General features: G+C 64.3%; 34 protein-coding genes and 1 pseudogene. 24 read left to right on the top strand and 11 right to left on the bottom strand.

Features of this window, described 5'->3' with window-relative positions; all coding sequences use genetic code 11:
* Positions 1-138: 138 nt before the first annotated feature.
* Together JQ635_RS02300 and JQ635_RS02295 are read left to right on the top strand one after the other, a co-directional pair.
* A complete protein-coding gene (locus JQ635_RS02300) occupies positions 139-1,236 on the top strand; it encodes an SH3 domain-containing protein (protein ID WP_211408242.1) in 1,098 nt (365 codons plus the stop codon).
* A gap of 170 nt (positions 1,237-1,406) precedes the next feature.
* Complete coding sequence (locus tag JQ635_RS02295; protein ID WP_165425377.1) at positions 1,407-1,685, top strand: hypothetical protein; 279 nt, start codon at positions 1,407-1,409, stop codon at positions 1,683-1,685.
* Positions 1,686-1,704: 19 nt separating this feature from the next.
* Here JQ635_RS02295 and JQ635_RS02290 read toward each other — a convergent pair whose 3' ends face one another.
* Positions 1,705-1,950 (bottom strand): DUF3551 domain-containing protein, encoded by a 246-nt coding sequence (locus JQ635_RS02290; protein WP_433996545.1) that lies wholly within the window; start codon positions 1,948-1,950, stop codon positions 1,705-1,707.
* Positions 1,951-2,077: 127 nt separating this feature from the next.
* Here JQ635_RS02290 and JQ635_RS02285 point away from each other — a divergent pair, with 127 nt between their 5' ends.
* The 3 genes from JQ635_RS02285 (at position 2,078) to JQ635_RS02275 (ending at position 4,554) form a co-directional block, all read left to right on the top strand.
* Positions 2,078-2,284 (top strand): hypothetical protein, encoded by a 207-nt coding sequence (locus JQ635_RS02285; RefSeq protein ID WP_211408241.1) that lies wholly within the window; start codon positions 2,078-2,080, stop codon positions 2,282-2,284.
* Between the two features lie 133 nt (positions 2,285-2,417).
* Entirely contained in the window at positions 2,418-2,738 is a 321-nt protein-coding gene (locus tag JQ635_RS02280; protein ID WP_211408240.1) for a hypothetical protein, read from the top strand.
* Positions 2,739-2,952: 214 nt separating this feature from the next.
* Positions 2,953-4,554, top strand: a complete 1,602-nt coding sequence (locus JQ635_RS02275) for a hypothetical protein (protein WP_211408239.1) — start codon at positions 2,953-2,955, stop codon at positions 4,552-4,554.
* A 109-nt stretch (positions 4,555-4,663) separates the two neighbouring features.
* Here the strand turns inward: JQ635_RS02275 and JQ635_RS02270 are convergent, their stop codons facing one another.
* The 3 genes and pseudogenes from JQ635_RS02270 to JQ635_RS02260 all read right to left on the bottom strand — a co-directional run bounded on the left by JQ635_RS02270 (position 4,664) and on the right by JQ635_RS02260 (position 6,430).
* The gene (locus tag JQ635_RS02270) at positions 4,664-5,233 is read right to left on the bottom strand and encodes a TetR family transcriptional regulator (RefSeq protein ID WP_211408475.1); all 570 of its coding nucleotides are present in this window, start codon (positions 5,231-5,233) and stop codon (positions 4,664-4,666) included.
* Positions 5,233-5,577, bottom strand: coding sequence for a DMT family transporter (locus JQ635_RS02265; RefSeq protein WP_211408238.1), 345 nt, complete (start codon positions 5,575-5,577; stop codon positions 5,233-5,235). The genes JQ635_RS02270 and JQ635_RS02265 overlap by 1 nt, the downstream gene beginning before the upstream one ends.
* A gap of 191 nt (positions 5,578-5,768) precedes the next feature.
* Positions 5,769-6,430, bottom strand: a pseudogene (locus JQ635_RS02260) (O-methyltransferase).
* A gap of 97 nt (positions 6,431-6,527) precedes the next feature.
* On the opposite strand from JQ635_RS02260, the gene JQ635_RS02255 reads away from it, so the two are divergent.
* The 3 genes from JQ635_RS02255 (at position 6,528) to pdxY (ending at position 8,774) form a co-directional block, all read left to right on the top strand.
* Positions 6,528-7,172, top strand: coding sequence for a TetR family transcriptional regulator (locus tag JQ635_RS02255; RefSeq protein WP_211408474.1), 645 nt, complete (start codon positions 6,528-6,530; stop codon positions 7,170-7,172).
* A 93-nt stretch (positions 7,173-7,265) separates the two neighbouring features.
* Positions 7,266-7,907, top strand: coding sequence for an FMN-binding negative transcriptional regulator (locus JQ635_RS02250; RefSeq protein ID WP_211408473.1), 642 nt, complete (start codon positions 7,266-7,268; stop codon positions 7,905-7,907).
* Positions 7,908-7,955: 48 nt separating this feature from the next.
* Positions 7,956-8,774 carry a pyridoxal kinase gene (pdxY, locus tag JQ635_RS02245; protein WP_211408237.1) on the top strand — a complete coding sequence of 273 codons (819 nt, stop codon included), beginning with the start codon at positions 7,956-7,958 and terminating at the stop codon, positions 8,772-8,774.
* Positions 8,775-8,778: 4 nt separating this feature from the next.
* Here pdxY and JQ635_RS02240 read toward each other — a convergent pair whose 3' ends face one another.
* Positions 8,779-10,077, bottom strand: a complete 1,299-nt coding sequence (locus JQ635_RS02240) for a hypothetical protein (RefSeq protein ID WP_211408236.1) — start codon at positions 10,075-10,077, stop codon at positions 8,779-8,781.
* 253 nt (positions 10,078-10,330) lie between these two features.
* Between JQ635_RS02240 and JQ635_RS02235 the strand changes: the two genes are divergently transcribed.
* The 3 genes from JQ635_RS02235 to JQ635_RS02225 all read left to right on the top strand — a co-directional run bounded on the left by JQ635_RS02235 (position 10,331) and on the right by JQ635_RS02225 (position 11,394).
* Positions 10,331-10,534, top strand: coding sequence for a hypothetical protein (locus JQ635_RS02235; protein WP_211408235.1), 204 nt, complete (start codon positions 10,331-10,333; stop codon positions 10,532-10,534).
* A gap of 150 nt (positions 10,535-10,684) precedes the next feature.
* Complete coding sequence (locus JQ635_RS02230; protein WP_211408234.1) at positions 10,685-10,933, top strand: hypothetical protein; 249 nt, start codon at positions 10,685-10,687, stop codon at positions 10,931-10,933.
* 314 nt (positions 10,934-11,247) lie between these two features.
* Positions 11,248-11,394: a hypothetical protein gene (locus JQ635_RS02225; RefSeq protein WP_211408233.1), complete on the top strand. Its 147-nt coding sequence runs from the start codon at positions 11,248-11,250 to the stop codon at positions 11,392-11,394.
* 3 nt (positions 11,395-11,397) lie between these two features.
* Here JQ635_RS02225 and JQ635_RS02220 read toward each other — a convergent pair whose 3' ends face one another.
* Entirely contained in the window at positions 11,398-11,961 is a 564-nt protein-coding gene (locus tag JQ635_RS02220; RefSeq protein ID WP_211408232.1) for a bifunctional transcriptional activator/DNA repair enzyme AdaA, read from the bottom strand.
* Between the two features lie 354 nt (positions 11,962-12,315).
* Between JQ635_RS02220 and JQ635_RS02215 the strand changes: the two genes are divergently transcribed.
* On the top strand, positions 12,316-13,197 hold the full coding sequence (locus JQ635_RS02215) for a DMT family transporter (RefSeq protein ID WP_211408231.1): 882 nt from the start codon (positions 12,316-12,318) through the stop codon (positions 13,195-13,197).
* Between the two features lie 235 nt (positions 13,198-13,432).
* Here JQ635_RS02215 and JQ635_RS02210 read toward each other — a convergent pair whose 3' ends face one another.
* Complete coding sequence (locus tag JQ635_RS02210; protein WP_211408230.1) at positions 13,433-13,783, bottom strand: zinc ribbon domain-containing protein YjdM; 351 nt, start codon at positions 13,781-13,783, stop codon at positions 13,433-13,435.
* A gap of 108 nt (positions 13,784-13,891) precedes the next feature.
* On the bottom strand, positions 13,892-14,065 hold the full coding sequence (locus JQ635_RS02205; protein ID WP_018644642.1) for a hypothetical protein: 174 nt from the start codon (positions 14,063-14,065) through the stop codon (positions 13,892-13,894).
* A gap of 173 nt (positions 14,066-14,238) precedes the next feature.
* Here JQ635_RS02205 and JQ635_RS02200 point away from each other — a divergent pair, with 173 nt between their 5' ends.
* The 8 genes from JQ635_RS02200 to JQ635_RS02165 all read left to right on the top strand — a co-directional run bounded on the left by JQ635_RS02200 (position 14,239) and on the right by JQ635_RS02165 (position 19,954).
* Positions 14,239-14,598 (top strand): c-type cytochrome, encoded by a 360-nt coding sequence (locus JQ635_RS02200; RefSeq protein ID WP_211408229.1) that lies wholly within the window; start codon positions 14,239-14,241, stop codon positions 14,596-14,598.
* A 124-nt stretch (positions 14,599-14,722) separates the two neighbouring features.
* Positions 14,723-15,124 (top strand): VOC family protein, encoded by a 402-nt coding sequence (locus tag JQ635_RS02195; RefSeq protein ID WP_211408228.1) that lies wholly within the window; start codon positions 14,723-14,725, stop codon positions 15,122-15,124.
* Positions 15,125-15,471: 347 nt separating this feature from the next.
* Positions 15,472-16,095 carry a cell envelope biogenesis protein TolA gene (locus tag JQ635_RS02190; protein WP_211408227.1) on the top strand — a complete coding sequence of 208 codons (624 nt, stop codon included), beginning with the start codon at positions 15,472-15,474 and terminating at the stop codon, positions 16,093-16,095.
* A gap of 160 nt (positions 16,096-16,255) precedes the next feature.
* Positions 16,256-16,879 carry a hypothetical protein gene (locus JQ635_RS02185; protein ID WP_211408226.1) on the top strand — a complete coding sequence of 208 codons (624 nt, stop codon included), beginning with the start codon at positions 16,256-16,258 and terminating at the stop codon, positions 16,877-16,879.
* On the top strand, positions 16,876-17,364 hold the full coding sequence (locus tag JQ635_RS02180; protein ID WP_246583230.1) for a hypothetical protein: 489 nt from the start codon (positions 16,876-16,878) through the stop codon (positions 17,362-17,364). Before JQ635_RS02185 ends, JQ635_RS02180 begins: the two co-directional genes overlap by 4 nt.
* Positions 17,365-17,446: 82 nt before the next feature.
* Positions 17,447-18,289: an FkbM family methyltransferase gene (locus JQ635_RS02175; RefSeq protein ID WP_211408224.1), complete on the top strand. Its 843-nt coding sequence runs from the start codon at positions 17,447-17,449 to the stop codon at positions 18,287-18,289.
* 407 nt (positions 18,290-18,696) lie between these two features.
* Positions 18,697-18,981: a hypothetical protein gene (locus JQ635_RS02170; protein WP_018644639.1), complete on the top strand. Its 285-nt coding sequence runs from the start codon at positions 18,697-18,699 to the stop codon at positions 18,979-18,981.
* Positions 18,982-19,447: 466 nt separating this feature from the next.
* Positions 19,448-19,954 carry a hypothetical protein gene (locus tag JQ635_RS02165; RefSeq protein WP_211408223.1) on the top strand — a complete coding sequence of 169 codons (507 nt, stop codon included), beginning with the start codon at positions 19,448-19,450 and terminating at the stop codon, positions 19,952-19,954.
* A gap of 103 nt (positions 19,955-20,057) precedes the next feature.
* On the opposite strand, the gene JQ635_RS02160 is transcribed toward JQ635_RS02165, so the two are convergent.
* Positions 20,058-21,080 (bottom strand): hypothetical protein, encoded by a 1,023-nt coding sequence (locus JQ635_RS02160; RefSeq protein WP_211408472.1) that lies wholly within the window; start codon positions 21,078-21,080, stop codon positions 20,058-20,060.
* Positions 21,081-21,301: 221 nt separating this feature from the next.
* Here JQ635_RS02160 and JQ635_RS02155 point away from each other — a divergent pair, with 221 nt between their 5' ends.
* The 4 genes from JQ635_RS02155 to JQ635_RS02140 all read left to right on the top strand — a co-directional run bounded on the left by JQ635_RS02155 (position 21,302) and on the right by JQ635_RS02140 (position 22,783).
* Entirely contained in the window at positions 21,302-21,589 is a 288-nt protein-coding gene (locus JQ635_RS02155; RefSeq protein ID WP_211408222.1) for a hypothetical protein, read from the top strand.
* 18 nt (positions 21,590-21,607) lie between these two features.
* Positions 21,608-21,904 carry a cytosolic protein gene (locus JQ635_RS02150; protein ID WP_100234502.1) on the top strand — a complete coding sequence of 99 codons (297 nt, stop codon included), beginning with the start codon at positions 21,608-21,610 and terminating at the stop codon, positions 21,902-21,904.
* Positions 21,905-21,997: 93 nt separating this feature from the next.
* A complete protein-coding gene (locus JQ635_RS02145; protein ID WP_211408221.1) occupies positions 21,998-22,195 on the top strand; it encodes a hypothetical protein in 198 nt (65 codons plus the stop codon).
* Positions 22,196-22,507: 312 nt separating this feature from the next.
* Entirely contained in the window at positions 22,508-22,783 is a 276-nt protein-coding gene (locus tag JQ635_RS02140; protein WP_211408220.1) for a hypothetical protein, read from the top strand.
* 138 nt (positions 22,784-22,921) lie between these two features.
* Here JQ635_RS02140 and JQ635_RS02135 read toward each other — a convergent pair whose 3' ends face one another.
* Positions 22,922-23,566: a phasin family protein gene (locus JQ635_RS02135; RefSeq protein WP_211408219.1), complete on the bottom strand. Its 645-nt coding sequence runs from the start codon at positions 23,564-23,566 to the stop codon at positions 22,922-22,924.
* A gap of 172 nt (positions 23,567-23,738) precedes the next feature.
* Positions 23,739-24,533: a transglycosylase SLT domain-containing protein gene (locus JQ635_RS02130; RefSeq protein ID WP_211408218.1), complete on the bottom strand. Its 795-nt coding sequence runs from the start codon at positions 24,531-24,533 to the stop codon at positions 23,739-23,741.
* Positions 24,534-25,080 lie beyond the last annotated feature (547 nt).

The following is a 25,080-nucleotide window of genomic DNA, read 5'->3' as shown; positions in this document are numbered from 1 at the left end:
TGCCCGCCGTGCCGATGAACAGCGGATGAATATTGAACTCCGCGCGTGGCGCGCTCTCGATCTTTCGCCGGATGTGGCGATGAAAGGCGGAACGCTCATTCCGCCTGCGCGTTCCATCTCGCAGAGGAGGAACACGCCATGAGACTCAGAAGCATTTTGGTTGCAGCATTGCTGCTTGCCCCGACGGCCGCGCTGGCCGCACCGGGTATCGTCACCGTCTCGACCGGCATGCGCGCCGGTCCAGGCTCCGGCTTTCCGCTGGTCGATCGCATCCCCGGGGGCGCCCGCGTCAACATCCATGGCTGCCTGCGCGGCAATGCCTGGTGCGACGTGAGCTTCTCCGACGATCGCGGCTGGGTATCGTCGCAATATCTCGAATATCTCTACCGCAATCACTACGTCTATCTCCCCGACTATGTCGACGTGATCGACGTGCCTGTCGTCCCGTTCGTGCTGACCTCGTACTGGTCGAGCTACTATGAGGGGCGGCCCTGGTATCGCCGCCATGCCTACTGGAATAATTACTGGACTTCGCATCAGAGCTTGGCGACGCGGATGACGATCGACCCGGGCGCAGCCCGTATCGGTCGTGCGGCGACGCGTGATGCGGCGGCTGCGTTGGCGCGTGACGGCGTGCGTGGCAAGGGTACCGCCGCAATCGCGGGACGTGACGCCATGACCTCACGGCACGACGCTGCGATTGCCAAGCGCGACACCGCGATCACGAGGCGTGACGCGGCGATCACGAAGCGTGACGCGGCGATCACGAAGCGCGACGCTGCGATCGCCAAGCGCGACGCGGCGATCACGACAAAGCGTGACGCAGCGATCTCGAAACGCGACGCTGCGATCGCCGCCGACCGGACGCGTGCCGGACGGAGCGAGCGCATCGCGCATGAGCGGACCAATGTGCAGACTCGCAATACGCGCGATGCTCAGGCCCGCATGATGCACGAACAGGCCGCGAGCCGCGCCGCGGTGCGTGCTCAGCCGACGCCACGTGCGCATGAAGCACCGCGTGTGTCGGCTGCACCTGCCGCGCGACCGGCGACGCCGCATGTCGCGCAGCCGAATGTGAGCCACGGTGCGCCGATGAATGCCCGTGCGCAGATGCCGGCGCCGCGTGCCGCTGCGCCCGCAGCGCCGCACGGCGGTGGCACTCAGCACATCAACGCCGCGCCACGTGGTGGCGGTGGCCCGGCCGGCGGCCCCGGCGGCGGCCACGAGAAGCACTAGCATTGCCTAACGAAAGCCCGGCCCTCGCGCCGGGCTTTCTGCTGATTTGATCCGAGTTCCCTGCGCGTACAATTTAAGAAAGTTCTTCGCGGGCAGATTTCATCGATCGTAAGATGTGTACCCAAAGATGCAATCATCCACTCGGGGCAGCGGGGCACGGGAGGATGACGATGAGACAGAGCCAGGCGGAAACGCGCCGCCAAAATGTCGCGAAGAGGTCGATGACCAAAGAGGCCAAGCAGCTGGCCAGCCTGATCGCTGGACTGCGCAAATCCCTCGATGGAATTCACAAGGAGCGGATGAGCACAAAGCTGACCGGTGCCGAGATGGGTATGCTCGACGAGCGCCGCAATAATTTGCTGCTCACCATAGCAGCCCTCGACGACCGCCTCTCGGCGGTGCAGGGGCTGATCGATCTCGGCCGTCCCCACATCATCCGCGTCCACTGATCGGGACGCGGGCTTAAGGCTATCGGTTTCGTCGCGGCGGCGACGAGGCCAGGCCTTGCTGCCCGCTCTGGGTGGCATAGGGATTGGCGTAGCACTGCGCGGACTGCCCGGAGGCCGTCGCGGCGCACTGCGCAATCGTCGTAAAACTGCAATCGATCGTGCTGCCGTCGATGGTGTAGACCTCGATGCAGACGGGATAGCGCGGATCGTAGGTCTGCGCCGGTCGAGGCGATGCCGAGCAAGCCCGCGACAAGCTGAATCGCATTCATGATCGGGCGCACGATCAACCTCCGTCGGACCGCCGGAGCCAAGCACAATGCTGCCTGCGGATGGCACCAAATTGCCACGCTCCCGGCGAATTGCCGCCAAAGCCCGCTGCCACGAGGGGGCGGGTGCAAGGCAACGCAAGGGGATGCGCATTGGCCTATAAAATGGTCGCAGAACGCGACAATGCGAAGTACAGTTTTGCCCGCGAGAGCCGGCTGCTCATCGTGGCGAAGGCAAAAGTGTGGGCGAGCGAGGGCTGGCAGGTCGTCATCACCGACCAGGACGGCAAGGCCTACGCGCCGGCCGAATTCGATCAGTTGCTGGCGGCGTGACCGCAGGACGGGAACTCTAGATTTTTGACGCGTTTTCTTGACGCGAACCGGTCATCCACTTCGCTTGAAAACGCTCTGGGGGACGAGATTGACATCGCCATTCCAACCGGGGCGCGGTTTGATCGCGCCCCTGATGATTCTTGCCGCAGCCGCCGCGCTGACGGCGACGGTTGCCTCCGCGCAAAATCTCGATGCCGGCAAGTCGCCCGAAAAGCTGTTTGCCGACGGTTGCGCGACCTGCCACCGCAGCCCGCGAGGCCTGGCCAAGGGGCGCTTCAGTCTGACGCTGTCCTGGTTCCTGAAGGACCATTACGCAACCAGTTCCGACTCTGCCAAGGCGCTCGCCGCGTATCTGGAGTCGGTCGATGCGCCTCCGCCGCGGGCCGCGGCCAAGCCTAGCGCAAAGCCGTCGAAGTCTGCGCCACGTCCGCCCAAATCGGTGCAGAGCCACTAATCACGGCCAGGGCCGGTCCCGCGCGATCGCACTCTCAATTACAAATAGAATTAGATTGTCCGAGCTGCCATGAGGTGGTATTAAACCTGAAGTAGTTTAAGTATATAAAGCAACCGAGGTGTCTCGTCGGACCTGTCTCGGGATTTGGTCGCACATCACATTTTGAGCTCGGGCGAGGGCGGGGCGGTTGAGCTCGTATCCGTGAGGACCTCCCATGAAGCATTGGCAGTCTTTGGCCCTGATGCCGCTGGCGTTCGCCACGGCCATGGTGGTGACACCCCTTCGGCCGGCCGCACAGACACAATCGCCGCAAGCGGCGCCGCCCTATATTCCGAAGGCCAAGTTCTGCGCCAATGGCAGCAACCGGCTGTGCGCCATCGTACCGGCCTATATCGGCCCCGATCCGGGCCTTGCGGAAACGCAGGGCTACAACGGCCTTTACGGCCAGCCGCCGCAGAGCGAGAAGGCGGACGTGCAGTCGCCGTTCGACAACATGGCATGGCAGATGTTCGTCGCGCTCAACTGGGTGGCAAGCGGCGTCAAGGAGCCGCCGGCGCAGGGACTGACGCAGCCAGGCCGGCGGGTCTGGCAGACCTATCCGACGGTCTCGTCGCTGTTCGGCAACGCGCCTGTCATCGCCGGTTGCCCGCAGGCGCTGGCGCTTCCGATCTTCCATATCGGCTCGAACGGCAAGGGCCAGCCGATGCCGAACAATGAAGAATATCTGCAGGCCGCAACCAACAAGCCGCTGATCGACGTCAACGGCAACTGGACGCTGTTCGAGCGGCGCGTCAACGAGATCGAGGCGCAATATCTGCGCGCGCCCGGCGGCCAGAAGTCGCAGACGCTGACGACGAGGGCGGGCCAGCAAGAGTTCATCAAGAAGAATCCTGGCGGTGCCGACTTTACGTCGTCGGCGACGGTCCCTGATGGCACCAACGGTTCGATCGAGATCAAGGCGTCCTGGCGCATCCTCGATCCGTCCAAGGACGATCCGTCAAAGTTCTTCACCCAGAACATCCTGCTGGCGGTCTCAGGCGATCTCGTGCGCGACGGCCGTCCGTTCTGCCGCAGCGAGCGCGTGGGGCTCGTCGGCATGCACATCCTCCAGCGCAATCCGCTGGACAAGACCAATCCGGCGCTGCGGCCGCAATGGATCTGGGCGACCTTCGAGCATGTCGACAACGCGCCGCTCGCAAACGCGCCCTGCAACGTCGCGGATGGCTGCGGCACCGACAAGGCCACGAACTGGATCAACCAGCCGAGCTGCGGACCGGCGAGTCCGCCGTCGGGCGCGCATTTCTCGTTCTTCAACACCGGCGCGCCGTCGAGCATCGGCACCAATATCTCGCCGCAATCGCCCGGCGTCAGCAAGACGGCATTCCCCTGGAATCCGCGCAAGCCTTATGCGCAAGGCGGCACCACCAGCGCAACCGCGCAGCCGCAGGCGGTGCGCTGCTGGCGGATCTATCCGACGACGTCCACCCTGAACGAGCAGTGGCGGATGGCGCTCGGCTCGCTCAAGAGCGTATTCGGAAATTACATGCTGGTCGGCACCCAATGGGGCGGCAATGTCGAGCCGCCGACCCCGCCAAATCCGATTCCGTCCAACGCCGTGCCGGGCATGCTGTCCAACATGACACTCGAGACCTACATCCAGAATTATCTGAGCAATGGTCCCGCAGGTCCGGGCTCATGCGTCAGCTGTCACAACTTCGCGACGCTGATCGATGGCAAGACCTCGGCGAATCTCAGCTTCCTGCCGGGGATCGTGGAGCCGGCATCGCTGCGCGCGAAGATCAAGACGGCACCGTGAGGTGACCTGTAGCCCGGATGGAGCGCAGCGAAATCCTGGAATGCTTACGGAAAGACTGCCCCGGATTGCGCTTCGCTTCATCCGGGCTACGGAACGGTGAGGACTGCGGCTATCCGCGCCGATAGGTCTGCGCGATCAGCCGGTCGTGCACGGCGCGCAAGTCGGCATTCATGCGTGTCTGCCCGGTCGTGACAAAGGTCAGCCAGGCCCCGTCGGCGGCGAGGCGCACGATCTGCAGCTCGGGCGTGCCGTCGGTCGCGCGGTGGCGCTTCAGCCGGGCCTTGATCCAGTCGTTCCAGAGGCGGCGCAGGGAAGGATCGGTCACGACGACCATGCTCAGCGCCGCCCATGGCGTCGCAAAGCCGAAGGCCTTGCCGGTGAACACGGCATTGACATAGGCGCGCGTAAAACTGCCGCGCGGCTTGGGATCAGCTTCGATGGCAGCGTCGATCTCGGCATCGACGCGGCCGAGCAGGTCCGCGAACAGGCCCTCGATCAATGCCTGCTTGTTGCCGAAGTGATGAAACAGCCCGCCCTTGGTGACGCCGGCCGCCGCCGCCACCGCCTGCACGGTGACGCCGGCGACGCCGTGGTCCATGGCAATGGAAGCGGCGTGATCGAGCAGGGCGCGCCGCACCTGTTCGGGCTGCTTGGCGCGGGTATAGGCGCTTCCCGGCATCAATGCACCGTCGTCTCCGAGAACAGGTTGATGATCACGACCCCCGATACGATCAAGCCGATGCCGACGAAGGCGGCGGCGTCCAGCATCTGGCGGAACAGCACGAAGGAGACGGTCGCGGTCAGGATGATGCCGACGCCGCCCCAGATCGCATAGGCGATGCTCAAGGGGATCACCCGGATCGCGACCGACAGCGCGTAAAACGAGGCGACATAGAACAGCACCATGGCGAGCGTCGGCCACGGCCGCGTGAATTGCGCGGACTGCTGCAGGAAGGCGGACGCGGTAACCTCGAGGACAATGGCGAGGGCAAGCGCTGCGTAGGCGTTGAAGGCGGAGGTCATGTCGGGCTCGGGCATGGCGGCTAAGAAAGATACCGCGCGGTAGGTATGTTTAGCACGCAGAAATCGGCTTTTGCCGTCAACCATTATCACGTGTCAGTGACGAGCCTGCGACACGTCGGGAACACAGGCTGAAGCCGCCGCGCGATGCAGCGTGCGGCGGCCTCAAGCTCTTGTGGTGGTTCGGGGCGGCGCTAGTTGATCCGCACGGAGAGTTCGACGTCTTCGGCGAAGGGCGTGGACATGTAGCCGCTTCCGGGCGCGCGTACGCGCGCCAGATAGTCGGGACTGTCGTCGGCGTTGTCGGCGACGACGATCGCACCCGGCCGGAGGTGGCCTTCGATCAGATCCAGGATCTCGGGGTAGAGCGCCTTGGCGCCGTCGAGCAGCACGAGATCGATCGTATCAGGCAGATCGGCACTGAGGGTTTGCAGCGCATCGCCCTCGCGGATTTCGACGAGGTCGATCAAGCCGCCGGCCGACAGGTTGTCCAGCGCCCGCGCGACTTTCGACGGTTCGAACTGGTGATGAGACGGCCGCCGCCCTTGTCGCGCAAGCCTGCGGCAAAGTGCAGCGTCGAGATGCCGAACGAGGTGCCGAACTCGACGATCGCCTTGGCGCGGGAGCTGCGCGCCAGCATGTAGAGTAGGTGACCGGTCTCGCGCGAGACCGCGAGCGGCGCGTCCTTCAGGCGTCCATAGAGATCGCGATAGTCGGTCTTGCTCCGCAGCATCCGCGCCCGCTCGGTATCGGACAGATCCGCGACGGCTGCGTGCGTTGCGCCGCTTGCGGCCTCGGCCTCGCGGAAGAGGCGATCCAGCAGCGGCGCAAGCGATGTGATGGTGGGGATGGTCATTCGAGGTCTCCAGAGTTGGCGGCAAAACGTGTGCTTGCGTGAAAGCTGAAATACGACTAATTCGTCGCATTCGCTATTCGCATTGCCCAAGGGCGCCATGGCCGATCGTCGAAGCCGTTCAATCTCCTCACGAAAACAGCCGCAACAGGTCCGCTCCACAGAGCTCGTGGCGGCCATTCTGGATGCCGCTGTTCAGGTCCTGGCGAAGGAGGGCGCGCAGCGTTTCACGACGGCGCGGGTGGCGGAGCGGGCCGGGGTGAGCGTCGGGTCGCTCTATCAATACTTTCCGAACAAGGCGGCGATCCTGTTCCGCCTCCAGAGCGATGAATGGCGGCGCACGAGCGACATGTTGCGCGGCATCCTCGCGGACGGTGCGAAGCCGCCACTGGCGCGGCTGCGCGCGCTGGTCCACGCCTTCATCCGCTCGGAGTGCGAGGAGGCCGCGATCCGCACCGCGCTCAGCGACGCAGCACCGCTCTATCGCGATGCGCCCGAGGCGCAGGACGCGCGGGCTGCCGGCAAGGGAATCGTCGCGGCGTTCATGCGGGAGGCGCTGCCCAGGGCAACGGATGCAACGCGCGCGCTTGCCGGCGAACTGATCACGACGACGCTGAGCGAGGTCGGCAAGCGGTTCTCGGAGGCGCCACGCAGCGAAGCGGAGATCGCGCGCCATGCCGACGGACTGGCCGACATGTTCTGCGCCTATCTCGGCGAGCTGGCGCGGCGCCGAAATCAATCCTGACATCTGCGTTTGCGGCCCAATATCGTTTCTGATTTCGGCACATGATGGGTTAGCTTGGCCTCGCCCTTCGTCGAGCCAATCGAGCGCCGCGCCATGCATGTCCTCCGTCCCCAATTCCGCATCGAGGAGCAGGCTGCGCTGGAGTTCGCCGGGCAACGCGGCTTCGGCGTGGTCGTAGCAGTGGACGAGCGCGGGCCGCGCGCCTCGCATGTGCCGTTCGTGCTGGCCAAACGCGACGGGCGCGCGATCGTGCAGATCCACCTCACCGCCAGGAATCCGCTCGTTCCGCTGGCGGATGGTGCGCGGCGATTCCTGCTGATCGTCGCCGGCGACGATGCCTACGTCTCCAATGACTGGTATGCGTCGCAGGACAACGTCTCGACCTGGCTCTACGATGCCGTGCACCTGTCGGGCGTGGCGCATCTGCGCGGGCTGGACCAGAACCGCGGGCATGGCGATGCGCTGCTCGCGGTCGCCGAGGCGCGTTTGCCGAAGCAGCCCTGGGACCTCGCCCGGATGGAGCCGGAGAAGCGCGAGAGCATGCTGGCCGCGATCCGCGTCATCGATCTCGTGATCGATACCGTCGAGGGGCAGGCCAAGCTCAACCAGCACAAGAGCGATGCGGATCATGTCGCTGTCGCGGACCGCTTGGCGCGGTCGGAGGAGACGGGGCATCGGCGGCTGGCGCGGAAGATGCAAGCGCTGCGGCCGGGGCTTGGGTACGATTTTTCGTGATCCGGGTTGCGCTTGCCTTGCACCGCGATTGACCTTACGGACCTCCGCATGCTCGTCATCTCCATTCAAAGCCAGGTGGTCCACGGCCATGTCGGCAACAGCGCGGCCGCCTACGCCATGCAGGCGGAAGGCGTAAACGTCGCGGCGGTGCCGACCACGCTGCTATCGAACCATCCGCGCTATCCGACCCTGCGCGGCCGCGTGCTGGAGACCGAGCTCGTCGCCGATCTTCTCAAAGGCGTCGAGGAGCGCGATCTCGTCGACGAGGCCGCGGTGCTGGTCACCGGCTATCTCGGCTCGCCCGGCAATGCGGCTGTCGTCGCCGATTTCGTCGAGCGCGCCCTGACGCGGAATTCGAAGCTCGTCTATCTCTGCGACCCCGTGATCGGGGACGATGGCCGCGTCTATGTCGCCGACGGCATCCTGGACGTGGTGCGGCACCGGCTGCTGCCGGCCGCGAACCTGACGACGCCGAACCAGTTCGAGCTCGAGCTGCTCGCTGGGCTTCCGATCGCCGATACGCAGGGCCTGCGCGCGGCGTGCGCGGCGCTCGCTGGCGAGGGCCGCATCGACGTCGTAGCGACCGGCTGCACCCTCACCGACACGCCTGACGGGCAGGTGGAGACTATCCTTTGCGCTGACGGCCAGCTGTCGCGCTTTGCGACGCCGCGGCTGCCGATCCGCCCCTATGGCACCGGCGATCTGCTCACCGGCCTGATCGCGGCGCATCTGGCCAAGGGCAAGGCGATGGAAGCCGCGGTACGGCTCGCGGTCGAGACCATCTTTGCCGTGCTGGTGCGCACGCAAGAGGCCGGCGCGGCCGAGATGCGGCTGGTGCCGCTGCCGACGGCGGGACGCAAGCCGTAACGGCTCAGGTCGCGCGCTTGCCGATCGATTGCGCCGATTTCTGCGGCTTGCCCGGGGTTTTCTGCTCACGCGCGGCCTGCGCCTTCGGCAGCTTCGCATGCGCCACGGCCCGCGCCTTCTTCGGCTTGGCGCTGGCGACGTCCTTGCGGTCCGCCGTGCCGCGCTTCGAGATATATTCTGCACCGTCGATGGGGCCGACATGCGGCGGGTCGCGGCCGAGATAGGGCCGGCCGATGCCGTATGCTTTGCCGTTGGCATCGACCCATTTCCACAACACTTCAGTCGAGACCCAACGCTGCGCGCGGTTATTGCCCTGGGTGCTGACGATGTCGGCCGCCATGCCGTGGCCGTAGCCGCCGCGCGTGCTGCCGCCGTGATAGGAGCGGTCGGAGGCGGCCTTCAGGCCGCTCGCGATCGACTGGCGGTAGTCGTCACGGAACGCGCTGGTGATGCCCGGCGACAGGCCGGCGGCTTCGGCGGCGAGCAGCGTACGGAACAGTTTTCGCTTAAAGCTCTTGTCCATGCCGCCGATGACGTAATCCATCATCGACATGTTCGCGTGCTCGGCGGCCTTCGGATCCTTCCAGCCGAAATCCTCGTCGACCAGTTTTGTGAAGCTGCGCATCACGGTCACCATCTTGCCCCTGCGCTTGACGGTGACGGCGCGGCGGTCCTCGACCTTGATCGAGTCCTCCTTGGGCGTGCGCTGGTAGAGGGCCCAGAGATAGCGGTCGATGCAGGCGTCGATGACGAAGCATTCGTCGAGCACGGCGATCGTGTCGGCTGGTGGTGATGCCTTGCTTTCGGTGGTGGCTGCCGGCCCGGTCGCAAGCGCCGCGGGCGACAGCGCGTCCGTGGCCACGATCTCGGCGGGATCGGCGGATGCAAGCTTGACGGGTTCCTGCACTGGCGCGGCCTCGCTGGCGACGGGCGCCGGCTCGGGCAGAATTTGCGGCGCGGGCGGTTCGGCCGCCAGGATCAGCGCAGGATCGGCGGAGGCGAGCTTGATGGCGGGGGCGGGCACCTCGGGCGCCGCTGCTTCGGCGACCACCGGCGCTGGTGTCGCGGCAGCCGCGGCCGCGATGTCGGCAGTCAGCGCAATGCCATCCTCGATCGTCGCAGCGCGCGGAACGTCGGCGAGATCGAGACGGCCGAGATCTTTCGCACGCGAGATTGCAGCCGCATTGGCGCCGCTGTTCTCGATCAGGGCAGGGGCATAGGCGGACAGAGAGAGCGCCAGCCAGCCGGCCATGACGGCCGAGGGGCACGCGACTGCCACCAGAAGAGACCGCCGATCATTCATGATCCCTGCCTCCAAACGGTTCTGCCCGAACCAGTCTTGTCGGACAGTCTTGCACAGAAAGGCACGCAGCACCTCGATTGTTCGGGGGGCCGTGTGGCGGCGCAATGGCGCAAATGGGCGAAAATGGGCTTTTTGGGGGAAGTGTGGCCTGGGAGACACGCGCGGGTTCCAGGCGCCGCGGACGCCTGACTTCGATAAATACGAATCTGACGCCTCGCGGCAACTTTCCCAAAGCGGAGCGCGTTGGTCGGCCATGACGCATTCCTCGCTTCGTCCCATGGACGCCTTCGATCCCACCGAGCCCGCCATCCTCCACGATCGTGTCTCTGGCAGGATCATCACCTGGACCGCCGATCAAGCCGACGATTATCGGCGGGCCAGCCGCCTCCGGGGCGATGGAACCGTCGCCTGGAAGGGCTACGTCTTCGACGGCTGGGGCAACGTGCTCGGCGGCTGACCCTGCCGAATCAGGGAATCCGTCCAAGACGTTGGGCGCGTTAAACATATTGCCATGCGCGGGACGCGATATTGCGTTGCAACAACGCATGTCGCAATGCAGCAAATCAGGATTAGATGTGCTCCGAAACTTCCTTCTGGAGCATCACCAATGAACAAGAAGACTTTGTCGATCGCAGCCGCCGCCCTCGCCATCGCAGGCTCGACTGCCACCTTCGCCGCCGAGCTGCCGGCCTATGAGGCCAATGGCATTCCGGCGTCCCCCGTGCAGGTCCGTGTGCTCGGCGCCAACAAGGTCGAGCAGCAGGTGTCGGCGCCCGCCACCAGCGTGACGGTGGTCCAGGCCAGCGTCCTCGCTCCGCGCAAGGTGAAGACCGCGACCGTGGGCTCGGCCCGCTAAGCTTTCGCGACAGGTGCGGTGCGGGCGCATCGTGCCTACCGCAAGATTCGGGTTTTAAGAAGGCCTCGCGTCACGTTGGAGCCGCGTTCCCTTGGGAGCGCGGTTTTTCTTTGTGGCAGGGAGGCAGCGCGTTTTTGTGCGCGCGTGCGCGGATCGAGAATCCGAAATTCAAAAGGAGGCGCGCGAGCCGAGCGTTGTGTACGGCCGTTCAAGACGCGTGTGATCTTCTTAATAGTTGTTTCGGAGATCGCGGTGCCTGATGCGCGCGCCGCATATCGAGCGGCCAATTTCTCGAATCATACTGGAGGTCGTTCATGCCCGTTGCGCAAAAAGCCGTTGCTGTCACTACGTCGCCGCGTGAATTCATTCTCAGGCATCTTGCGCTGTTCGCGGCCGCCGCGCTGTTCGTGTTCGTGCTGAGCCTGACCTACGGCCTCGATCTCAGCCCGGGATTTTTCTGACGGCTACGCAGCCCTCGATGAGCGCAAGCGGGACGGCGAGCGGCCGTAGAGCTCGGCGAAGGCGGCGTTGAAGCGGCGCAGGCTGCCGAAACCGGACTGGAACGCAATCTCCGTCATGGTGTGATCGCCGGCATCGAGCAGGCGCTTGGCACGCTGGACACGCAGCGTCTTGGCGAGCTGCTGAGGCGTCGCGCCGACATGCCGCTCGAACAGCCGCGCCAGATGACGCGAGGAGATACCGAGGCGCGTCGCGAGGGTCACCACCGAACATTCGTCGAGCGCGCCATCATTGATGAGCTTCACCGCTCGCGCCACGGTCGAGCGCGTGCCGTTCCAGGCCGGGCAGAACGGCGCGGTTTCGGGACGGCAGCGCAGACAAGGCCGGAAGCCCGCGGCCTCCGCCGCCGCGGCCGTCGGACAATAGACGACGTTGCGCGTCAGCGGCTGCTTGGCGGGACACACGGGACGGCAATAGATGCCCGTGGTCTTCACCGCCGTGAAGAAGCGGCCATCATAATTGGGATCGCGGCGCAGGCGCGCGGCGTTGCAGATATCGAAGCTCAGCATGGCCGGATCATAGCTCAGACCTTTGCATGCGGAAGAGGCGCGGGATGACCGAGTCCGAATGTGGCGAGCGGCAATTCGCATCGCGGCCTAGAAGGCTCATCTCATCTCAACGAGTCCGGTGAGGAGGGGTGACGATGCGGTCCGCGTGTGGCCCGGATGAGCGTAGCGATATCCGGGAACGGTTGTGAGAGGAGTCCCGGATATCGCTGCGCCCATCCGGGCTACAAGGGTCTTTGCTTCTCCGCTGCGTGCCAGCCCTGCGGCTGCGTGGGTTGAGCCGGTAAGCGCACTGACATAAGGCTTCATCCATGGATCAGCGGACGAGCGGCGCTGACGCTCTCATTCACAAGAACGATGCGGCGCCGGCACTGCTCGGCGTGGTCTGCGGTCTGCGGTCTGTCGGCTGCGCTGTTCTGGGCGCTGGGCTTTGCCGGCACGCGGCATGGGCTGAAGGTCGGCTTCACGCCGGTCGATCTGCTCGTGCATCGCTATGTCTGGTCGGGGATTGCGTTCCTGCCGCTGGTTCTGCGCGCCGGCATCTCCGATCTCTGCGGTATCGGCTGGGGCAGGGGCCTTGCGCTGATGGTGCTCGGCGGCCCCGTGATGTCGCTGATCTCCTACACCGGCTTTTTGTTCGTGCCGCTCGGCCATGGCAGCGTGATCCAGCCGTCCTGCGCCACGCTCGGCGGTCTCTTGCTCGCGGCACTGGTCCTGAAAGAGCGGATCTCCGCTTCGCGGCTCGCAGGCGCCATCATCATCGTCGCCGGTCTTGGCGTCATCGGCGCGGAATCGATCGGCCATATCGGCGCCGAGGGCGTGCAGGGCGATCTGATCTTCGTGCTGACCGGATTGATGTTCGCCGGCTTCGGCGCAGCGCTGCGGCGCTGGCGCGTCTCGGCCGTGTCGGCCGCGCTCGTCATCAACGTGCTGTCGCTGCTGCTGCTGCCGCTCTACATCGCCATCGTTGGCCTCGCTCACGTTGCGGCGATCGGCGTATGGGAGAACGCGATCCAGGCGCTGGCGCAGGGCGTGCTCGCGGGCCCCGCCGCGCTCTATCTGTTCGCGGTCTCGGTGCAGCGCCTCGGCGTCGCCCGCGCCGCGGTGTTTCCGGCCTGCGTGCCGGCGCTGACGCTGCTGACCGGCTGGCTCCTGCTCGGCGAGCCGCCGACGCTGTTGCAGACGGCCGGCCTCGTGACCGTGCTGTGCGGATTTTATCTGGCGCAGAGGCAGCGCTAGGCCGACCCCGAAAACGGGAAGGCCGCCCCAGAGGGCGGCCATTCAAGTCTCAAAGCTCGGATGCAATCAAACGCGTCGTCGAAAAGCCAGCCCCGGGTTGAAAAAATTCCTACGCGCTACAAAGGCCTGCCCGGCAGGAGGCAGATTACACATTTTTCCCGATTGGATAAGAGGAATCGTGTGTTCCAGGAAAGGAACTGGCGTTAGCGTTACCGCGCGGGCCCGCGGCCCGTGCTCAGGCCTTCCTCACGAACTCCGACTTCAGGTTCATCGCGCCGATGCCGTCGATCTTGCAGGCGATGTTGTGGCCGTCGCTGGCGTCCTGGAGGCGGATGTTGCGCACCTTGGTGCCGCCCTTCACGACCGAGGAGGAGCCCTTGATCTTGAGGTCCTTGATCACGATGACGCTGTCGCCGTCGGCGAGCACATTGCCGTTGGCATCGCGCACGCTGGCATCCGGCGCCGTGTCCGCAGCCGCATCGGCCGAACCGCTCCACTCGTGGCCGCACTCCGGGCAGACCCAGAGGTCACGGTCCTGATAGGCGTGCTCGGAGCTGCACGCAGGGCATTTCATCGTGTCAGTCATATCTGTCTCGCTAGTGCTTCGTTCGCGGCGCGACCGTAGGGGCGGGAACCGGGAAAGCAAGCGAAAGCTTGGGGATGGCCGGCCTGATCATCGCCTGCCGGTGTGATATCACCGGAACAGCGCCACGAAGATCACGTAGAGCCAGCCCAGGATGCCGTGGATGATCGCCCACAGGATCGAATGGTTGTTGGTGTAGGAGATCGCGATCGCGAGCGCCGAGCCGAAGCCCACGCCGTATTTCGCACCCTCGACGCGGACGCCGTAATAGCGATTGCCGTTCATGGTGATCCTTCCTGCGGATTGCGATGCCGATGCCGTGATTCGCCGCGCGGCGGCGGAGACGTGGTTTTCTCTTGTCCGATGCGTCTCTCGCCGCTCGCTTGACGCAAATCAATTTCACCTGCGCGCGCCGACCTACGCTTGATGTCTCGACGAAGCAAGGGCGAGGGATGGCCATGTCGCACACCGTTCGAATCTCCATCGGCCTCGTCATCCTGACCGCGTTGTCGATGCTGTTTCTGTTCGGTGTCGTCCACACCGCCGCGGGGGCACCGCGGTCCGGCCCGCGCGCAGTCTCCGAAGGGCATCGTCTGGCCCAGGCCTGGTGCCAGCCCTGCCACGCCGTCGAGCCGCATGGGGCCGGATTCTTCGACAACGCGCCGAGCTTCCAGGCGGTCGCCGACCGCCACGGCACCACGGTGCTGTCGCTCAAGGTGTTCTGGCGGACCAGCCATCAGAACATGCCGAACCTGGTGATCTCGCTGGAGCAGGCCGACGCGCTGGCGGCCTACATTCTGAGCCTGAGAGGTGATTGAGGGCACAAAGCAGGCGCGGCGCGCGCGCAAGCGAAATCCGGGACCCGACCTGCGGCACCATCCAGGATTGCGCTGCGCTTTATCCGGGCTACGCTCGCCCCGCCAAGCGCGGAGCTAGCCCGCCATGACCTTCCTGCTCAACATTGACGTCCCCGACGTCGCCCAAGCCACGACCTTCTACACCGCCGCCTTCGGCCTGACCGTCGGCCGCCGCTTCGGTGCCGATTTCGTCGAACTGCTCGGCTGGCCGGCGCCGGTTTATCTGCTGACCAAGCTGGCCGGCACGGTGGGCGCCGGCGGCGACCGCCGCCGCTACGAGCGGCACTGGACGCCGGTGCATATCGACGTGGTCGTCGATGATGTCGATGCCGCGGTCGAGCGCGCGCTTCGCGCCGGCGCGATCCTGGAGGCGCCGGCGCGCGATGCGCCCTATGGGCGGATCGCCATGCTGGCCGATCCGTTCGGGCACGGGTTCTGTCTGCTGGCGTTCAGCGCGAAGGGATATGACGCGTTGCTCGAGAGGTAGTCTGTAGCCCGGATGAGCGAAGTGATATCCCGGACTCCTGTTGCCGAGACATTCCCGGATGTCGCTTCGCTCATCCGGGCTACGGGCGCCGCGCCGTCCAAACAAAAAACATCGAAAACAACCCCATGCACAGTAGAAAACACCAGGGATTTCAGAGTTCTGGGATACCGAAAATTGCGTGACCCGTCGCGCAACGCCGCTCCATCGGGATGAGCGAGACTCGAGAGCCTGCCCTTTGGTCCGACTTCGGCGATACCGAACAGCGTTTGACCCGTCGGGCAAAACAGAGGCATGATGGCATTGTGGCACTGGCGCGACGGCCGGGAGCTGATGCGTCGCGGGGCGACATGCCAAAACAACTCAAGAGACAACTGAAGAGCTACCAGACCTCGCTCGGCTTCTACGACCAGGCCGTCGCTGCCCCCTCGATGAAGGCGGCGCTCGAGGCCTGGGGCGCCAGCTCCAATCTGTTCCATCAGGGCGTTGCGAGGGAGACCGAAGATCCCGACATCGTCGCAGCGACCATGGCCAAGCCCGGCATCGTGCTCAGGCGTCCGGTCGGATCGGACGGTCCGTTCACCGAGAGGGCGGAGCTGCCGGCCGATCTTGCCGGGGGCGATGCCAGGCCACGATCGAAGCGGCGTCCAGCGAGGCCTGCACCGAAAGCATCGCGCAAGATCGACGATCAAGACGCGCGCAAGGCCGCCGCTTCGTTCGAGAAGGAGGAGCGGCGGCGCGAAGCCGAGCGCCGCAAGGAAGAGGCCGCCCGCGCCAAGGAGCGCGCGCGCCGCGACGAGGCGATCGCCGCGGCCGAGGCGGCGCTGGACAAGGCGAGGCGGGAGCACGAGGCGCGGGCGGAGGAGATCGAAACAGAGCGGGCCGCGCTCGACGAACGCGCCGAGGCCGAACAGACCCGCTGGGGCAAGCAGAGGACGAAGCTGGTGGAGGCGTTGCGCCGGGCGCGCGCGTAGGGCAGCGCGGCGACAGGCCGCTCATCCGGGTCAAGCTTGCTGACATAACAGTCGAAGAGTCCCTATCGGTACGACGCCCCCGGTCCTCAGTACATTTCCCGATGGCGGCAAGCCATCGGTCGGGACACGCTGGCACGGCAAACGTGACGATGAGCTTGCAATGGAAGCCATTGCCATGCCGACCGGCCGCATCGAGCTGAAGCTTCGGAAGGTGTCGCAGCTCTTCAACACGCTGGATCCGTCGCCATTCAGGGAAAGTGAGCTTGCGGTCGAAGCCGAAGACTACATCGTCGGCCGTGCGCAGGAATTGCCGATCGATGCGCCCATCGCGATCGTCATTCATCTGCCGTCAGACGAACTTTCGCAACCGTCCGCAGGCGACATCGTCATCGCGGTGAAGGATCATTTCGACCTCAGAAGCGAGGCCATGACCCGGGAGATGCGGGAGCTGTTCAAGACCGGACGGCTCTCGCTCGCGGTTGGCCTTTCCATCCTGTCGTTATGCCTGGTGCTCGGCTGGCTTGTGTCGCGAAAGCTGGACGAGAATCCCGTTTCCCGGATCCTGCAGGAGAGCTTCCTGATTTTCGGCTGGGTCGCGATCTGGAAGCCGTCCGACATCTTTCTTTATGCCTGGCCCGATTGCCCGCCGCAGGGCGCTTTTCCGCCGGCTCGCGGCTGCGGATGTCGTGCTCGACAGCGACGTCCCCTGGCTTTCCCGTTCGTCGAAGGAGGAGAAGGAGGAGAAGGATGTCACGGCCATGTAAATTCGAGTCCAGCATCTTGAACCATGAAGAACAGCAGATTGTCCTGACGTCCCACCATCCCGCGATCGGAGAGGTCGATCGCGCGGCATTGGAGAACTTGCGCAACCTGCTGCGTGACCTTCGTGACAAGGAACGAACGCTCGCGCACCGCCAACGACGCGTCGCGAAAGGTTCGGCCGATCCCGGTGGCCGCCGCACGCCGGGGGCGGGGGCAAGCACGTTCCGGCGCAAGGAAGTTTTCGTTGCCGCCCTCAAGCGCGTCAACAAGGAGCTGAGACGGCTGCAGAACTTTGAAGCAAGGCGCGAGCTGGGAGAAGCTGCCCGACGGGCGCTGGCGCTGCGCCGGGCCAGGCAGTTCGTGCGCCCGGAAAATCATCCCACGTCACATGACGGCATGCGTGCACTGCCGAGCCGTCGTCGAACTGTCAAACTTCCGCCCTCGAAGATTGGACGGGTTTCACAGGCCAACAAAAGGGCACAGGCCAGGCGGGACTCACGGCGCTGAGCGGATGTCGCCGACGGCACAAGCCTCGCATAAGCGGGCATTGCGATAGTGGCGTCCACTCTGAGCGCAGGGAGATTCTGCAGTGCCGATCGCGGGGCAAAAGCTGGCCTTTGTCTTGGCCGCGTCCAACCACGGAACGATGATCGTCAATCGCTTCGACTATCGCATGACCAGCCCTGACCGCGGCTACGGCGTGGGGTTTCAGATCCTCGAAACGGCCGCTTTCGATCCAAACGAGGTCAAGATCGCGCTCGAACTGCTGGCGTTGCGACGGCGGCACCATGGTGACGGCGTGATCGCCGTCGACTGCGGTGCGAATATCGGCGTGCACACGATCGAATGGGCCTCGGCGATGACAGGCTGGGGATCGGTGATCGCGGTCGAAGCCCAGGAACGGATTTTCTACGCGCTGGCGGGTAACATCGCCATCAACAACTGCTTCAACGCGTTCGCGGTGCATGCGGCCGTGTCGTCCGAATCCGGCTCGATACAAATTCCGAATCCGAACTATTTCACGCCGTCCAGCTTCGGCAGCCTGGAGCTGCGGCCGCGCCCAAGCAACGAGTTCATCGGTCAGCCGATCGACTATGCGCAGAACACCGTCATGGTCCGGAAGATGACGCTCGACGAGCTCAATCTGCCGCGGGTCGATTTCATCAAGATCGATATCGAAGGCATGGAGATGGAGGCCCTCGCGGGCGCCCGGGAGACGATCAGGACCTATCGCCCGATCCTGCTGATCGAGACGATCAAGACGGACAACCTCCAGCTCGTGCAGTGGCTATCGGACAACGGCTATCAGTTGATGCCGCTCGGCATCAACATTCTCGCCATCCACCAAAGCGATGCGAGCTTGAACGACATCAACCCGCCGCAAGGCGCCGGCCAGAGTCCCGAAAAGCGCCTGGCGGAGGCGACTGCCTAGGCCGGCAAGGCGCATTGCCGCACCTACGTCTGCGGCGGCTTGCAAGTTCCAGCGGCGAGACAGGCGTCCGTAACGCCGCAGGGCTATCGCATATGGATTTCACGAAGATTGTCCGCGGCCTTGCTCCGCCTCTCCCGCTTGCGGGAGAGGCCGACGCGCTCGCAGAGCGCGGCGGGTGAGGGCTCTCGCCACGCAGGGATATCATCCGCAATCCTCGACAATCCCGACGTGGAGACACCCCCACCCCAGCCCTCCCCCGCAAGCGGGAGAGGGAGCCCAGTGCCGATGCCGCCGCATCGTGCACCCATATGCGATTGCGCTGCGTAGCGCCGGGAGCGTCGTCCGGATCGAATTAGCTTGCCTTGCCGCGAGTCCTTTTGCACTCTTGCGGCTAAGGAGACTGACGCATGACAAAAATGACGCTCGCCTGCGCGCTCGGAACAACGGCCCTGGTGCTGTGCAGCCTCGGGACATCAGGTGCGGAAGCCCGGACGCGGAAGGCCGTCGTCGTCCGTGCACCGCAGGAGAGGCTCATCGTCACGGCGCCCGTACTGAGGCCGACGCCGTGGGATTACAATGTCGTTCCCCGCTATCGTTATCGCCCCGAAGACGACCGCGTCGATCCCTACGGCCCGCCGCTGGTGCCGTCATATGTTCGCTATGAGGGATGGCGCTGGCCGTATTGGTGGTAATGATCGACGCTTTGTAGGGTGGGCAAAGGCGCGCTTGCGCCGTGCCCATCATGAGTGAGATAGGTCCGTAGGGTGGGTTAGCAAAGCGACTGCGCGAAGCGCAGTTGGCGCAGCGTAACCCACCAATTTTGCCTCCGCGGAAATCAAAGAGGTGGGTTACGCCAGCGGACTGCGCTTCGCGCCGCCGCAGGCTAACCCACCCTACGGCACTACGCTCGTTTGCTCATCCCCGTCCTCTGCCGCAAGCCGCAAAAGTGCCGCTTCATCGCGTTGACCCTGGCGGCATAGCCCGCGACCAGGAGAGGTTGCGCGATGATGAATCCCTTATCGCTGCGTGCGGCGCCAGCGATCGGGAAAAAATGGCAAAGCTGGGACTGTCAAGGATTCATCGGGGTAGAATGCCACTTACCCCCGTAATAAACCCAATACTGTTTGGGGTTCTGGGTGCGTATTGGGAGGACCAATCATGGCAAGTGTTGAACAATTGCGCAGACGGGAAGGCGTGAACCTGGTTCAGCTCGAGGCGGACATTGCGTCGGTACGCCCGGGAAGCTCTCTCACTTCCATTGCTTTGCCTGATTACGTCGAGCACACCGCGGGCGTCACGCGCGTCGGTGCGCTCAGTGCAGAGGCGGTCATTCGCGACTATGAGTCCGCTGCAAAAGAGATCGAGGCCATGGGCACCGAGTTGATCGACGCCGCGCAAAAATGCGAGGCGCTGACAGCCCAGGTCCATGATGCGATCGCCTTCATGCGGGAAACGGCGGCGGGGTATCGTGAAGAGGGCCGGAAGATCTTCAAGCGCATCGAAGAATGCGCGCTGTTCACCGAGGACGTCCGCAAGACATGCGAAGAGGTCAAGCGCAGAATGGTGGAAGTCTCGGTAGGCCCGTCTTCCGATGAGGAGCTTGCACCGCAAGACTCCGAGCTGACCGGGATCGCGGCCAAGGTGACGATGAGCGAAGTACGGTGAGGCGGGCGTAGGTCCGTAGGGTGGGTTAGCAAGGCGACTGCGCTTCGCGCCGCCGCAGGCAACCCACCCTACGGCACTTCGAATGCAATCCCGCCTTGCGGGCTCACCAATCCGGATCGCCGTAATAAGGGCCGTAGGGCGGAGGCATCCAGGGACCTCGCGGCGGCGGCCTGGGCCGCCGGGGTGCGGCCGCCGGGACGTGCGGCCGGGCCGACACAGCCGCATCGTTGTTCATCACGCTGCGCACGACGGGCTTGGTGGCTGCAGGCGTTGATGACGCGGTCAGTTGCGTTTGCAGCGCCTGGACCTGCGCGGCGAGGCGCGCATTGTCCGCCGCATCCTTCTCCTGCGCCGCCTTGAGCTGTTGAATGGTGGCGGCCTGCTCACGCAGGGTCTGCTCGTTGCTGCTTTTCAGTTGCTCGAGCTTGCCGTTGATGCTCGCAAGCTCGCTCGTGATGGCCTTGAGCGATTGAGCGAGCTCGGACGATGACGCCTCAGGCGCCGTGGCGGCAGGCTTCGGGGCGCTTTCCGTGTCCTTGGCGACCTGAGGCGCGGGCACCGGGCTCGGCCCATCCGCGGCAGCCAGCAGCACGGCCGGCGGTCGTGCCTGACTTTCCACCGCGGACGCCTGCGGGGACGTGCTCGCGGCCGGCGGAGCCCATCGCGCCATGATCGACTTGCTGATCGATTTGGCCTCATCGCGATATTGCGACGCGAAGGCGGCACCGAGAAGACCGATCGCCAGCACGAGGCCAACCAACGCGCGCATCATGGTCCGATCCCCCTTCAAGCCTTGATCGCGAAGCTTAGGATTCGGAACCTTGGCATCCGGCGTCGGCGCCTTGTTTCCGGATGCCGCCGTCGCTCCTACGCTTGCGTGCGAGGCTCGCGGGCCTTCGCTGTCGCGTTCCATTCCGGAAACCAGCCGGTCCAGCCGCGCAAGGTCTTCCTCCGCGCTCTTGATCTGGCCATAGGCCCGCGCCAGCCCGCCGTCGGCGCGTGCCTCGTCCGGCTTGGCGGCATCAGGCTTTGCCGTATCAGATTTGGCCGTATCAGACTTGGCCGTATCAGACTTGGCATTGTCAGGTTTGGGGTCGTTCGTTTCAGGCACCGATGCGCTCTCCATCCGGTCGGGCGTCAATGGGAGGCAGTCCGATCTTGGGAAGGATAGGTCTCGCCGCTATCCGACACAACGCGTGTGCCAAGGAAAAATTATGGCGGACGCGGCACACGATGCGCGACACGGCGCTGTCGCGCGATCACTTTGAATCGTCTGGCGCTGAACAGCCGGGGACTGCTTCCCCAGGCATCCCTGCGACGTGCTATGCTATCGTGGGAGGAGCCGCAATGAAGGTCCCTACCGCGATACTCGCCCTGCTTCTTTCAAGTCCGGCCGCCGCCCAGGAGTGCCAGACATGCTCAATGGCCGACGCCTGCATGAAGGAATACGCCAAGACGACGGCGGAGGCCCAACGGGCCACCAAGCAAGGCATCCGGGACTGGAAGCAGAACCTGGACAGAAAGGCCTCTGCAGAATTGTCCAGCAGGGGCATCCTCGCATTGCAAGACGCCATGGAGGCCCAGGTTCGTACGGAGCTGGAGCGTCTGAAGGAGTGCCTGGCGAAGATCAGGTAGGGTGCAAAGGAGGATCCGATGAAATCGCTTTTGCTGCTTACGGCGAGCGGTCCGCTGCTTGTTCTCACCTCGCATGAGTCCCTGAACGACCTGAAGTTGCTTGGGGTGCTCAGGCAAAAAGGTATCGGCAAGTTCGTTGCATTCGAGGTTCCCTTGTCGCTCGCCAGGGAGCGCTACGGCGGGCACTTTCAGGCGGTTGAAAGCAACCTGCACGAGACCGATGATTTGAGAGTGCTCGACTTCAATGGCCAGCGGGTGTTTCAGCTGTTTCGTTTCGAAGAGCTCGGTTCACCGATCCTGATCGAACAGTCGTGATCGGCATCCCTTTCGACCTCGTGCAGGGAGGTTACACGTTTCGGAGGGACGCCGGTTGCGGTAGGGTGGAAGCTTGGATCTGTGGAGTCGGCCATGACGTCGTATACGGTCGGGTTGAAGCTCGGGTCGCGCGCCAAGGCGCTCACGATCGATGCCGAGGACGCGTTGGTCGCGGCGCTCAAGATCAAGCTCGAGAACCCCGAGGCGCTCGTCACCTACGTTCGCAAGTCGAATCGACGTGGCGATCGCCGCCACCCGCACGAAGTGCTGCGGAGCAAGAAAACCGGCTAGCCGAGGCGGGGGCCGCAAACGCCCCGCCCGTAGCCCGCAGGGTGGGTTAGCCCACCGGGTCCGCGCAAAGCGTGGTCCGATGACAGGCTCCGGTGTAACCCACCATGGTCTATCTCCACGGAAGCAGAAGAGGTGGGTTACGCCGAGTGATTGCGCTTCGCGCAATCACAGCGCTAACCCACCCTACGATGCATCGGCAGGTCATCGAAGGCGCGCACCCAGCCTGGAAAGTCCAAACCCATTATGAGCGTTCATAGGAACGGGCGGTGGTTCACTTCGTTCCATTGAGGGGCTTGTTGGGAGGAGGACGACATGAAAGCACTGATCATCGCGCTCTCTGCTGCCGTTGTCATGGCTGCAGCGCCAGCCGTGTCTGCTCAGGGTGTATCGAGCAAGACGCCAGGTCAGGAGATGCAGCAGACGGGTTCCAAGGGCGCTTCCAGCTACGCTCCTGGACATAAGAAGCATCACGCGATGCGCCACGCGAAGGCCTCGAAGAAGACGAGCGCCGGCGCGTCGACTTCCGCTCCGGGGCAGACCACCGGCATGAGCACGAAGCCAGCCACCGGCTCGAAGTCAGGGTACTGAACTCCGGGCGGTCGTTAAGCGCGTAGGGTGGGTTAGCTCCGCGACTGCGCAAAGCGCAGTTCGCGCAACGTAACCCACCACTTTCATCTCGGCGCGGAGAGGTCGTGGGTTACACCAGCGGACCGCGCTTCGCTGTTGTTAGTGACGTATCGCGCGGATTTCGAGCGTCGTCTGGGTGAGCCTGGCCACGACCCCCTCAAAATGCATGACCCTCTGTCTGGTCAATTGTTCATGCAACTCGGTGATCTTCTGGGATTCGGCGACAAACGAATCGCACGCCTGTTTCGCGTACTCCATCTGAAGCTCAAACGCCTCGACGGGTGAACGCGCCGTCGCGAGCTTTCCCAGAAAGCTCCAGGCTTGCTCAAGCGACGTCCTGATGTAGTCGCTATAGGCGTCGGCAATCGCCTGCGTGCTGGCCTGGAAGGGTTCGACCGGTGCGACGGGCGGGCTTGCGGCGATCTCCATCCCGGAAGTCTCGTCCGGCAAGGCTGCAGCCGAAGGTATCTCCGCACTGATCTGTCGGCTCGGCTCTTGCTCGGCCTCTTGCCTGTTCTCCGCCGAGGCATCCGGCAATTGATGCGCTGCACTTGCGCGTTGCTCGCCGGCCCCGATCCGTTGTCCGGCCTTCTTTTTGCCCCCGCGCCGGCCGGATTTTCCCGTTGGTTTGTTTTCCACCGCACTCAACATTGCAAACGGCTCCTGAATATCGATGAAGCCGCGAGCCTCCGTCGCGTTTGCGCTGAAATCGCGATTGTGGGCTGTCGCTTGCGTGGCGGCCATGTGGTGAGATTTTGCCGGGCATGGGCAGGGCCGTAGGGTGGGTTAGCCCCGGACTGCGCGAAGCGCAGTCCCTTGGCGTAACCCACCTCTTTCATCTCGGCGCGCGGAGAGGTGGTGGGTTAGGCCAGCGGACCGCGCTTCGCGCGACCGCCAGCTAACCCACCCTACGGATTTACGGATCCTCTGCCGCAAGCCGCAGAAACTGCCGCTTCATCGCGTTGACCCTGCCGACATAGCCCGCGACGAGGTGATCGCCGCAGCGTTCGCCTGCGATCGTCTGAAACTTGCGGCGCGCATAGGAAGTGGCGGGACCTGCGCCGCAGAGATGGATAAAGGCGGCGAGATCCTGCTTCTGCTCGCGGCTCGCCTTCACATCGCCCGCGAGGCTGAGAACCATGGCCACCTGGCGGTCCAGATACACCGACGTCAGCTCGATGGCGTGGCTCGGGATCGCGCGGATGTAGAGGAAGGAAGACCCGCAGCCGTTCTCCGTGACCGCGTTGCCGCGGACACAGAACCGCGCGGCGTCACGGTAGGCCGGATCGGTCATCTGAAAGAGCCCGACGGCGCTGGACGCGGGCCGGTAGATCGCAAGCGGATTGAAACTCCACCGCCAGCGCCAGTAGGTGCGCGCCACCGGATTGCCCGAGCTCTCGACTTGCGCAAGTGCTGCCAGCAATTCGGGGGTGATCGTGGTGGTGGAATAGGTGCGGAAGAGGGGGCCGTAGTGACGCCAGGTCTCGGCGGGCTCTTTGTCGAGGGTGTTGCCGACGAGGACGAAGAGCTCGGTGGGTTTGCGGATGACGTGGTAGAGGAGGTTCAGAAGCGCGATGGCGGCGAATAGGATCGTTATGACGCCCGCGATCCGGACTATCCGCGGCGCCCGCGCAAAGGTCCTGCGCACCCACCGTGCGCCCCACTGGACATTGCGAAGGCGAGGTAAGAGGGGCTTGCGTTTCCTTGGCATGGGTCTTGTGGGAGTGGGTGAAATGGGGCGAGCTGTTGCGCCCCCCGACCCAACGGAGTTTGACGAGTATCGCTTTGCTCCACCGATCTGATGGGCCCTATCGTTGGGTTCTTAACTTCTCAGTCGCCGACTGAGCCAAGCGCTGCAGTGCCCGAAATGCTCGTTCCAAAGAGGGGACGCCATTGCTCGCGATGGCGCGATGCGGATCCCAATCGCTTTGGACGAAATCTATGATCCACGCAGCATACTCTGGGCCAATCGCAATGCCTGAACCTTGCGCTGGAACTAATCCATCGCGGACAGCGCGCTTGTTTGAGTGTCGAGCTAAATTTACGATAGTGAGTTTCGGGTCCGATAACACTTCCGGCTGGTCAGGAATCCGCGAAGTCGAAATCCCGAGCGCGCGGGCTAAAGCCTCACGGTCTCCGAGCAGCCAAGATTCTGCCTCGCGGACCGCAACTCGGAAGCACATTAGTGGGCTTGCTTTTGGCAATACAGTTCGGATCAAGCTAGGCGCACAATCAGCGTCCTGATCCAGGTCGCGGAT

The organism is Bradyrhizobium iriomotense (genome assembly GCF_018130765.1).
In the GTDB taxonomy this organism is placed as follows: Bacteria; Pseudomonadota; Alphaproteobacteria; order Rhizobiales; family Xanthobacteraceae; genus Bradyrhizobium; species Bradyrhizobium iriomotense_A.
This window is presented reverse-complemented; position numbering and strand designations above follow the sequence as displayed.

Coding starts and splice junctions, on each gene's coding strand:
- JQ635_RS02300 (WP_211408242.1), top strand. CDS start 139: ATGAGACTCAGAAGCATTTTGGTTGCAGCATTGCTGCTTGCCCCGACG.
- JQ635_RS02295 (WP_165425377.1), top strand. CDS start 1,407: ATGAGACAGAGCCAGGCGGAAACGCGCCGCCAAAATGTCGCGAAGAGG.
- JQ635_RS02290 (WP_433996545.1), bottom strand. CDS start 1,950: ATGCGATTCAGCTTGTCGCGGGCTTGCTCGGCATCGCCTCGACCGGCG.
- JQ635_RS02280 (WP_211408240.1), top strand. CDS start 2,418: ATGATTCTTGCCGCAGCCGCCGCGCTGACGGCGACGGTTGCCTCCGCG.
- JQ635_RS02275 (WP_211408239.1), top strand. CDS start 2,953: ATGAAGCATTGGCAGTCTTTGGCCCTGATGCCGCTGGCGTTCGCCACG.
- JQ635_RS02270 (WP_211408475.1), bottom strand. CDS start 5,233: ATGCCGGGAAGCGCCTATACCCGCGCCAAGCAGCCCGAACAGGTGCGG.
- JQ635_RS02265 (WP_211408238.1), bottom strand. CDS start 5,577: ATGACCTCCGCCTTCAACGCCTACGCAGCGCTTGCCCTCGCCATTGTC.
- JQ635_RS02255 (WP_211408474.1), top strand. CDS start 6,528: ATGGCCGATCGTCGAAGCCGTTCAATCTCCTCACGAAAACAGCCGCAA.
- JQ635_RS02250 (WP_211408473.1), top strand. CDS start 7,266: ATGCATGTCCTCCGTCCCCAATTCCGCATCGAGGAGCAGGCTGCGCTG.
- pdxY (WP_211408237.1), top strand. CDS start 7,956: ATGCTCGTCATCTCCATTCAAAGCCAGGTGGTCCACGGCCATGTCGGC.
- JQ635_RS02240 (WP_211408236.1), bottom strand. CDS start 10,077: ATGAATGATCGGCGGTCTCTTCTGGTGGCAGTCGCGTGCCCCTCGGCC.
- JQ635_RS02235 (WP_211408235.1), top strand. CDS start 10,331: ATGACGCATTCCTCGCTTCGTCCCATGGACGCCTTCGATCCCACCGAG.
- JQ635_RS02230 (WP_211408234.1), top strand. CDS start 10,685: ATGAACAAGAAGACTTTGTCGATCGCAGCCGCCGCCCTCGCCATCGCA.
- JQ635_RS02225 (WP_211408233.1), top strand. CDS start 11,248: ATGCCCGTTGCGCAAAAAGCCGTTGCTGTCACTACGTCGCCGCGTGAA.
- JQ635_RS02220 (WP_211408232.1), bottom strand. CDS start 11,961: ATGCTGAGCTTCGATATCTGCAACGCCGCGCGCCTGCGCCGCGATCCC.
- JQ635_RS02215 (WP_211408231.1), top strand. CDS start 12,316: ATGCGGCGCCGGCACTGCTCGGCGTGGTCTGCGGTCTGCGGTCTGTCG.
- JQ635_RS02210 (WP_211408230.1), bottom strand. CDS start 13,783: ATGACTGACACGATGAAATGCCCTGCGTGCAGCTCCGAGCACGCCTAT.
- JQ635_RS02205 (WP_018644642.1), bottom strand. CDS start 14,065: ATGAACGGCAATCGCTATTACGGCGTCCGCGTCGAGGGTGCGAAATAC.
- JQ635_RS02200 (WP_211408229.1), top strand. CDS start 14,239: ATGTCGCACACCGTTCGAATCTCCATCGGCCTCGTCATCCTGACCGCG.
- JQ635_RS02195 (WP_211408228.1), top strand. CDS start 14,723: ATGACCTTCCTGCTCAACATTGACGTCCCCGACGTCGCCCAAGCCACG.
- JQ635_RS02190 (WP_211408227.1), top strand. CDS start 15,472: ATGCCAAAACAACTCAAGAGACAACTGAAGAGCTACCAGACCTCGCTC.
- JQ635_RS02185 (WP_211408226.1), top strand. CDS start 16,256: ATGGAAGCCATTGCCATGCCGACCGGCCGCATCGAGCTGAAGCTTCGG.
- JQ635_RS02170 (WP_018644639.1), top strand. CDS start 18,697: ATGACAAAAATGACGCTCGCCTGCGCGCTCGGAACAACGGCCCTGGTG.
- JQ635_RS02165 (WP_211408223.1), top strand. CDS start 19,448: ATGGCAAGTGTTGAACAATTGCGCAGACGGGAAGGCGTGAACCTGGTT.
- JQ635_RS02160 (WP_211408472.1), bottom strand. CDS start 21,080: ATGGAGAGCGCATCGGTGCCTGAAACGAACGACCCCAAACCTGACAAT.
- JQ635_RS02155 (WP_211408222.1), top strand. CDS start 21,302: ATGAAGGTCCCTACCGCGATACTCGCCCTGCTTCTTTCAAGTCCGGCC.
- JQ635_RS02150 (WP_100234502.1), top strand. CDS start 21,608: ATGAAATCGCTTTTGCTGCTTACGGCGAGCGGTCCGCTGCTTGTTCTC.
- JQ635_RS02145 (WP_211408221.1), top strand. CDS start 21,998: ATGACGTCGTATACGGTCGGGTTGAAGCTCGGGTCGCGCGCCAAGGCG.
- JQ635_RS02140 (WP_211408220.1), top strand. CDS start 22,508: ATGAAAGCACTGATCATCGCGCTCTCTGCTGCCGTTGTCATGGCTGCA.
- JQ635_RS02135 (WP_211408219.1), bottom strand. CDS start 23,566: ATGGCCGCCACGCAAGCGACAGCCCACAATCGCGATTTCAGCGCAAAC.
- JQ635_RS02130 (WP_211408218.1), bottom strand. CDS start 24,533: ATGCCAAGGAAACGCAAGCCCCTCTTACCTCGCCTTCGCAATGTCCAG.